The sequence below is a fragment of the Saccharothrix sp. NPDC042600 genome (assembly GCF_040647305.1).
GTDB classification, from domain to species: Bacteria; Actinomycetota; Actinomycetes; order Mycobacteriales; family Pseudonocardiaceae; genus Actinosynnema; species Actinosynnema mutabilis.
Map to the genome: position 1 here is coordinate 122,461 of NZ_JBEZBW010000014.1, position 6,771 is coordinate 129,231.

The window sequence follows — 6,771 nt, forward strand, 5'->3', positions numbered from 1 at the left end:
GCCGCCGGCGGGCCGTGCTGGTGCTGCGGCTCTCCGAGGACGGAGGCGGGGACCGGGCTGCGGCTGGCCGTCGCCCGGCGCGTCCCCCATCGCCGAGTACCCGATGCCGCCCGCGCCGGAGCAGCCGGTCGAGGCAGCGCGGCGAGTGGGCGGTGATGGTCGAGGTGGGTGGCTGAACCGGCGTCCCGGACCACGCCGAACGCACGTAGCCTGGAAGCGTGCACCCGGCCCCTGTGGCGCAGAAGTCGCCCGCCCAGCGCGTGATCCCGCCCCGACCGCTGCTGTCCGCGGTCGTCGTGGCGGGGTTCGTCGGGCTGCTGTTCGTGGTCGAGGCGATCGACACCGTGCTGTTCGGCGCGCTGGACGACGACGGCGTGATCCCGCGCGACTTCACCGAGTGGGACAACATCATCTGGGCGCCGATGCTGCACGGCGGCTGGGAGCACCTGACCGGCAACGCCGTGCCGCTGCTCATCCTGGGCTTCCTCGCCACCTCCGGCGGCATCAAGCAGTTCGCCCAGATCACCGTCGTCATCTGGCTGACCGCGGGCCTGGGCACCTGGGTCGTCGGCGCGGCCGGCAGCCACATCGGCGCGTCCGGGCTGGTGTTCGGGTTCCTGGTGTTCCTGCTGGTGCGCGGGCTGTTCGTGCGCTCGCCGTGGCAGATCGTGGTGGCGGTGGCGGTGTTCGCCGCCTACGGCGCGGTGCTGTGGGGCGTGCTGCCGGGCCAGCCGGGCATCTCCTGGGAGGGGCACCTGTTCGGCGCGCTCGGCGGGGTCCTCGCGGCCTGGGGCGTGGCGCGCGACGCGAAGCGGGCGGGGGTCGCGTGAGCGCCGCCGACGCGCCCATCGGGATCTTCGACTCCGGCGTGGGCGGGCTGACCGTCGCACGGGCGATCATGGACCAGTTGCCGCAGGAGAGCATCCGGTACGTCGGCGACACCGCCAACGGCCCGTACGGCCCGCTGCCCATCGCCCAGGTGCGCAAGCACGCCCTGGAGGTGGCCGACCGGATCGTGGAGGACGGCGCCAAGCTGCTCGTCATCGCCTGCAACACCGCGTCGTCGGCGTGCCTGCGCGACGCCCGCGAGCGCTACGACATCCCGGTCGTGGAGGTGGTGCTGCCAGCCGTGCGGCGGGCCGTCGCCACCACCCGCACCGGCCGGGTCGGCGTGATCGGCACGCAGGGCACCATCGCCTCCGGCGCCTACCAGGACGCGTTCGCCGCGGCCCGGGACGTCGAGGTCACCGCCGTGGCGTGCCCGAGGTTCGTGGACTTCGTGGAACAGGGCACCACCTCCGGCCGCCAGGTCCTCGGCCTCGCCCAGGCCTACCTGGAGCCCCTGCAACGCGCGGAGGTGGACACCGTGGTCCTCGGCTGCACCCACTACCCGCTGCTCACCGGCGTGGTCCAGATCGTCATGGGCGACGGCGTGAGCCTGGTCTCCAGCGCCGAGGAGACGGTGAAGGACGTGGTCCGCGTGCTCAACGAACGCGACCTGTTCCGCAGCGGGCCGCCCGACCTGCGCTTCGCCAGCACCGGCCCGGTGGACAAGTTCACGCGGCTGGCCCACCGATTCCTGCCCGGCCTGGAAAACGCCACCTTCCACCCCCACGAATGACCTGGCACTCTCCAACGGTGCTGTTGACCATCCTCGGCTGCTCGGGCAGCCTGCCGGGGCCGCAGGGCCCCGCATCCGGCTACCTCGTCGAGGCGGACGGCTACCGGCTGGCGCTCGACCTGGGCAACGGAGTGCTGGCGGCGCTCCAGGTGCACTGCGACCCGTTCTCCCTCGACGCACTGCTGTTCTCGCACCTGCACCCGGACCACTGCGCGGACTTCACCACGCTCGCCGTCATGCGCCGCTACCACACCCACCCGCCGCACGACACGTCCGCGCGCAGGCTGCCGGTGCACGCCCCGTCGGACGCGCCGCGCCGCTTCGCCCGCGCCTACGCCGAGAGCGACGAAGAACTCCGCACCGCCGACCTCACCGACGTCTTCGACTTCCACGCCCTGGGCCCGAACCCGACGACCGTCGGCCCGTTCACCATCACCGCGGCCCGCGTCGACCACCCCGGCGAGTGCTACGGCTTCCGCATCGCCACGGCCGGCGCGGTCCTGGCGTTCACCGGCGACTCCGGCCCGTGCGCCGCCCTGCGCTCCCTGGCGGAGGGCGCGGACGTGCTGCTGTCCGAAGCGACCTGGACCCACGCCGACGACCGCCCGCCGGGTGTGCACATGTCCGGCACCGACGCCGGCCGGCTCGCCGCCGACGCCGGCGTGGGCCGACTCCTGCTGACCCACATCGCGCCGTGGACCGACCCGGACGCCGTGTTGGCCGAGGCGAAGAACGAGTTCACCGGACCGGTCGAAGTCGTGCGGCAGGGCGGGAAGTACGAGGTTGACGAGCCGGTCGTGCGGGTATTAGGCGACTGCTTCTGATGGCGCGCCTCCGGCGCGCGGCTCGGCCGCCCGGGAGTCGGCTTGTCGCGCCGCGTTTCCCGCCGATCGAAGAGCGTGATCGTCGGGAAAGGCGGCGCGACAAGCCGACGCGGCCTCGCGGAGCCGTTGGGCCGGAGTACGAGGTTGACGAGCCGGTCGTGCGGGTATTAGGCGGCCATGGCACTTGATGTCGTCGAGCTGATCCTGAACGACCACCGCAGGTTCGAGGAGTTGTTCCGCGAGCTGCGCGACCGCTCCTCGGACCGCCCCGCCCTGCTGGGCGAGCTGGCCGCGCTGCTCGTCGCCCACGCCGAGGCCGAGGAGGCCGAGGTGTACCCGGCGTTGAAGCGGTACAAGGAGGTGGACGGCGACGAGGTCGACCACGGCGCGGAGGAGCACGCCGAGGGGCACCAGGCGCTGCTGGCGCTGATGGAGGTCGCCGACACCGCGTCGGAGGAGTGGGAGGACAAGCTGGAGGAGCTGGTCGAGGCGCTCAACCACCACGTCGACGAGGAGGAGCGCACCATCCTCAACGACGCCCGCGAGCAGGTGCCCGCCGAGCGCCGCGCCGAGCTGGCCAAGGCCTTCCACGCCGCCCGGCAGGAACAGCTGGACGACGACTGCGGCGACATCGAGCACGTGCGCAAGATCGCAAGGGCCACCGCCGACCGCATCGACTAACGTCGGTGGCGTGTCGAACGTCGAGGTGCGCCGGGTCGGACAGCACGATTTCGTGGCCACGAACGACCGGGGCGCGTCCGTGCGCGTCGGCCGGGCGGGCGCGGAGGGCGCGTTCACGCCCGTCGAGCTGCTGCTCGCGGCGGCGGCGGGCTGCGCGATCGTGACCGCCGAGACCCTGGTGACCCGCCGGGTCGACGGCGAGCTGACCGCGCGGGCGGACGACGTGCGGCCGGCGGGCGCGCACGAGCTGGACGCCGTGCCGGTGACGCTGGACTACGACGTGTCGCGGTTGGACGAAGAGCAGCGCGCCGCGCTGGAAGCCGCCGTGCGGCGGGCGATCGACCAGCTCTGCACGGTCACCCGGACGCTGAAGAAAGCCCCGCCGACCCCGTTGCACACGCCCTGATCGGCCCGACCCGGACGGCGAGCGGCTACTGGCCCACGCCGGTCCACACCGCCGTCGAACCGCTGTGCCCGATGCGGACCGTCTGCACCGTCGCCGCCGCGCCGGCCGCGACGACCAGCACGGCCACCACCACCGAGATCCGCCGCCACGTCCTCGGCACGTTCGTGTCGTCCGCGGCGGCCGTCCGCTCGCGGTCCGCCAGCCGGCCCGCCACCAGCAGCGCCACGACCACCACGAAGAACCCGAGCGCGAACGGCAGCAGGTCGTTGCCCAGCTCGGCGTGCCGCTGGATCAGCGGGTTCTCCAGCCCCGCCAGCCGCGCCTCCAGCTGCTCGCCGGTCTTCTGCGCGGGCAGGACCGCGCCCACGCCGAGCACCGTGACACCCAGCAGCGGCCACGCGTAGCGCTGCCGCCACCGGGGCACCACCGCCAGGGCCGCGGCGGCCACCGCCGCCAGCGGCAGGAGCACCACGACCGCGTGGACCAGCAGCGGGTGCGCCGGCAGACCGAAGATCGTCACCAGGTCGTCTGCGAGTGCCATGCCTCTCCCTACGCCAGTGGGACGTTCCCGGGTTCAGCGCCTTAGGGTAGTGCCGTGCTGAGGACCGATGGCAGGAACGACGACGTGCTGCGCGACATCCGGATCACGCGGGGCTACCAGCAGTGGCCCGCGGGTTCGGTCCTGATCGAGTTCGGCAACACGCGGGTGCTGTGCGCGGCGAGCGTGACCGAGGGCGTCCCCCGGTGGAGGTCGGGATCGGGCCTCGGCTGGGTGACGGCCGAGTACGCCATGCTCCCGTCCGCGACCCACAGCCGCAGCGACCGCGAGTCGGTGAAGGGCCGCATCGGCGGTCGCACCCACGAGATCTCCCGGCTGATCGGCCGGTCCCTGCGGGCGTGCATCGACCTGGCGGCGCTGGGCGAGAACACCATCGTCATCGACTGCGACGTCATCCAGGCCGACGGCGGCACCCGGACCGCCGCCATCACCGGCGCGTACGTGGCCCTGGCCGACGCCGTCACCTGGCTGGGGGCCGCCGGCCGCCTGGCCGACCCGCAGCCGCTGTCGTGCGCGGTGTCGGCGGTGTCGGTGGGCGTCGTGGACGGCCGGGTCCGGCTGGACCTGCCCTACGAGGAGGACTCGCGGGCGGAGGTGGACATGAACGTCGTCGCCACCGACGCGGGCACGCTGATCGAGGTCCAGGGCACCGGCGAGGGCGCGACCTTCGCCCGGTCCACTCTGGACAAGATGCTGGACCTGGCGTTGCAGGGCTGCGCGGAGCTGAACCGGCTGCAGTCCGAGGCGCTGGCCCAGCCCTACCCCGGTGTGCTGCCCGAGCCGAAGGGCAAGAAGAAGTGAAGCTCCTGCTCGCCTCCCGCAACGCCAAGAAGCTGGGCGAACTGCGCCGCATCCTCGCCTTCGAGGGCCTGGAGGGCATCGAGGTGCTGGGCCTGTCCGACGTGCCGGAGTTCCCGGAGGCGCCGGAGACCGAGCCGACGTTCGAGGGCAACGCCCTGCTCAAGGCGCGGGACGCCTTCAACGCCACCGGCCTGCCGTCGGTCGCCGACGACTCGGGCATCGCGATCGACGCCCTCAACGGCATGCCCGGCGTGCTGTCGGCCCGCTGGTCGGGCCGGCACGGCGACGACCTGGCCAACCTGGAACTGGTGCTGGGCCAACTGCGCGACGTGCCCGACGAGCGGCGCGGCGCGGCGTTCGTGTGCACGGCGGCCCTGGTCGGTCCGGACGGGCTGGAAGTCGTGGTGCGCGGCGAGTGGCGCGGCGAGATCACCCGGGAACCGCGCGGCGCCAACGGCTTCGGCTACGACCCGATCTTCCGGCCCGAGGGCCGCGACGTCACGTCGGCCGAGCTGACCCCGGAGGAGAAGGACAAGCTCTCCCACCGGGGCCGCGCCCTGCGCCTGCTGCTGCCCGAGCTGCGCAAGCTCAACGCCGGCGGCTGATCTCCACGCCGGAACGGTTCGCGCGGCACGCCGCTACGTTCGCAGGTGCTCCAGCATCGCCTCACGTCGTCGCGGCGATCGACACGACACCCACCCCCGCGGCAATCAGCGCCATGCCCACGAGCACGGCGGGCGAGATGGGGTCGGCGAACAGCACGCGGCCCATGACGGCCACGAGCGCGATGCCGCCGCCCGCCCACACCGCGTAGGTGATCGCGACCGGCAGCCCGAGCCGGATCACCTGGGACTCCAGGTAGAACGCGGCGGCGTAGCCGGTGATCAGACCGACGGTGGGGAGGGTCTTGGTGAAGCCGTCGGAGGCCTTCAGGCACAGCGTGGCGAAGACCTCGAAGCCGATGGCGAGGGTGAGCAGGATCCACTTCAACATGTCGGGTGTCCCGAGCGGTTGTGTTCGGTTGTGGGAGGCGTCGGCGCAACGCCCGCGTCAACCGCCGCGAGTGGGGAAGTGGACCCGGATGACGAACTTGGAACGGGGGGCGTCGGGTGTCGTCGCGCGACACACGGTTATCACCCTTACAGAGGTCTGAGCGGCCCTCGTGGCCTGTCCTCGACTCCCAGTGTACCCGCCGCGCGGCGTTCCGGCGGCGGGTACGGCCTGGTCAGGCGGGCAGCTCGCGCAGCAGCTTGGCGACGTGGCCGGTGGCGCGCACGTTGTACATCGCCTTGGCGACCTTGCCCTCGGGGTCGATCAGGAAGGTCGAGCGGATCACACCCATGACCGTCTTGCCGTAGTTCTGCTTCTCCCCGAACGCGCCCCACTCGGCGAGCACCTTGCGCTCGGTGTCGGAGAGGAGGGGGAAGTTGACCCCTTCGGCCGCGGCGAACTTGGCGAGCTTCTCCGGCTTGTCGGGTGAGATGCCGACGACGTCGTACCCGGCGGACGCGAGCTCCCCGATGCTGTCCCGGAAGTCGCAGGCCTGCTTGGTGCACCCGGGCGTGCCGGCGGCGGGGTAGAAGTAGACCACCACGGACCGGCCGAGGTAGTCGGAGAGCGAGACGGGCTTGCCCTCGCTGTCGGGCAGGGTGAACGCCGGGGCCTGGTCGCCAACGGACAGGCGCTTCTGCTCGGTCATGCGCCAACGCTACAGGTGCGCCCGGCCAAGCCCTCCCGACACCCGCCACCAAGCCCCACGGAGGGCGACCAAACCACAGAACTCCTTTCGCGCCGCAGGCGCGCCGCTTTTGAAGGGCTGCCAAGCCAAGGAAGGGCCTCGGTTCGTTCCCCGTACGGCCTGGGCGCAGCCCAACCGCGC

The 6,771-nt window shown here is 72.5% G+C and carries 10 protein-coding genes; 7 read left to right on the forward strand and 3 right to left on the reverse strand.

Going from position 1 to position 6,771, the window contains the following annotated elements; genetic code table 11:
• The first annotated feature begins 218 nt into the window (after positions 1-218).
• The 5 genes from AB0A74_RS13075 to AB0A74_RS13095 all read left to right on the forward strand — a co-directional run bounded on the left by AB0A74_RS13075 (position 219) and on the right by AB0A74_RS13095 (position 3,532).
• On the forward strand, positions 219-830 hold the full coding sequence (locus AB0A74_RS13075; protein WP_358249003.1) for a rhomboid family intramembrane serine protease: 612 nt from the start codon (positions 219-221) through the stop codon (positions 828-830).
• Positions 827-1,621, forward strand: coding sequence for a glutamate racemase (gene murI / locus AB0A74_RS13080; protein ID WP_358249004.1), 795 nt, complete (start codon positions 827-829; stop codon positions 1,619-1,621). The genes AB0A74_RS13075 and murI overlap by 4 nt, the downstream gene beginning before the upstream one ends.
• 17 nt (positions 1,622-1,638) lie before the next feature.
• Positions 1,639-2,445, forward strand: coding sequence for an MBL fold metallo-hydrolase (locus AB0A74_RS13085; RefSeq protein WP_358249005.1), 807 nt, complete (start codon positions 1,639-1,641; stop codon positions 2,443-2,445).
• A gap of 177 nt (positions 2,446-2,622) precedes the next feature.
• Positions 2,623-3,126 carry a hemerythrin domain-containing protein gene (locus tag AB0A74_RS13090; protein WP_358249006.1) on the forward strand — a complete coding sequence of 168 codons (504 nt, stop codon included), beginning with the start codon at positions 2,623-2,625 and terminating at the stop codon, positions 3,124-3,126.
• A gap of 10 nt (positions 3,127-3,136) precedes the next feature.
• A complete protein-coding gene (locus AB0A74_RS13095; protein WP_343937821.1) occupies positions 3,137-3,532 on the forward strand; it encodes an OsmC family protein in 396 nt (131 codons plus the stop codon).
• A gap of 25 nt (positions 3,533-3,557) precedes the next feature.
• On the opposite strand, the gene AB0A74_RS13100 is transcribed toward AB0A74_RS13095, so the two are convergent.
• Entirely contained in the window at positions 3,558-4,073 is a 516-nt protein-coding gene (locus tag AB0A74_RS13100) for a DUF2231 domain-containing protein (RefSeq protein ID WP_358249007.1), read from the reverse strand.
• Positions 4,074-4,127: 54 nt separating this feature from the next.
• Here AB0A74_RS13100 and rph point away from each other — a divergent pair, with 54 nt between their 5' ends.
• Both rph and rdgB read left to right on the forward strand, forming a co-directional pair.
• A complete protein-coding gene (gene rph / locus AB0A74_RS13105; protein ID WP_358249008.1) occupies positions 4,128-4,892 on the forward strand; it encodes a ribonuclease PH in 765 nt (254 codons plus the stop codon).
• Positions 4,889-5,497 (forward strand): RdgB/HAM1 family non-canonical purine NTP pyrophosphatase, encoded by a 609-nt coding sequence (rdgB, locus tag AB0A74_RS13110; RefSeq protein WP_358249009.1) that lies wholly within the window; start codon positions 4,889-4,891, stop codon positions 5,495-5,497. Before rph ends, rdgB begins: the two co-directional genes overlap by 4 nt.
• Positions 5,498-5,558: 61 nt before the next feature.
• On the opposite strand, the gene AB0A74_RS13115 is transcribed toward rdgB, so the two are convergent.
• Together AB0A74_RS13115 and bcp are read right to left on the reverse strand one after the other, a co-directional pair.
• Positions 5,559-5,885, reverse strand: a complete 327-nt coding sequence (locus tag AB0A74_RS13115; protein WP_358249010.1) for a multidrug efflux SMR transporter — start codon at positions 5,883-5,885, stop codon at positions 5,559-5,561.
• Positions 5,886-6,117: 232 nt separating this feature from the next.
• Entirely contained in the window at positions 6,118-6,591 is a 474-nt protein-coding gene (gene bcp / locus AB0A74_RS13120) for a thioredoxin-dependent thiol peroxidase (RefSeq protein ID WP_358249011.1), read from the reverse strand.
• Between the last annotated feature and the right edge of the window lie 180 nt (positions 6,592-6,771).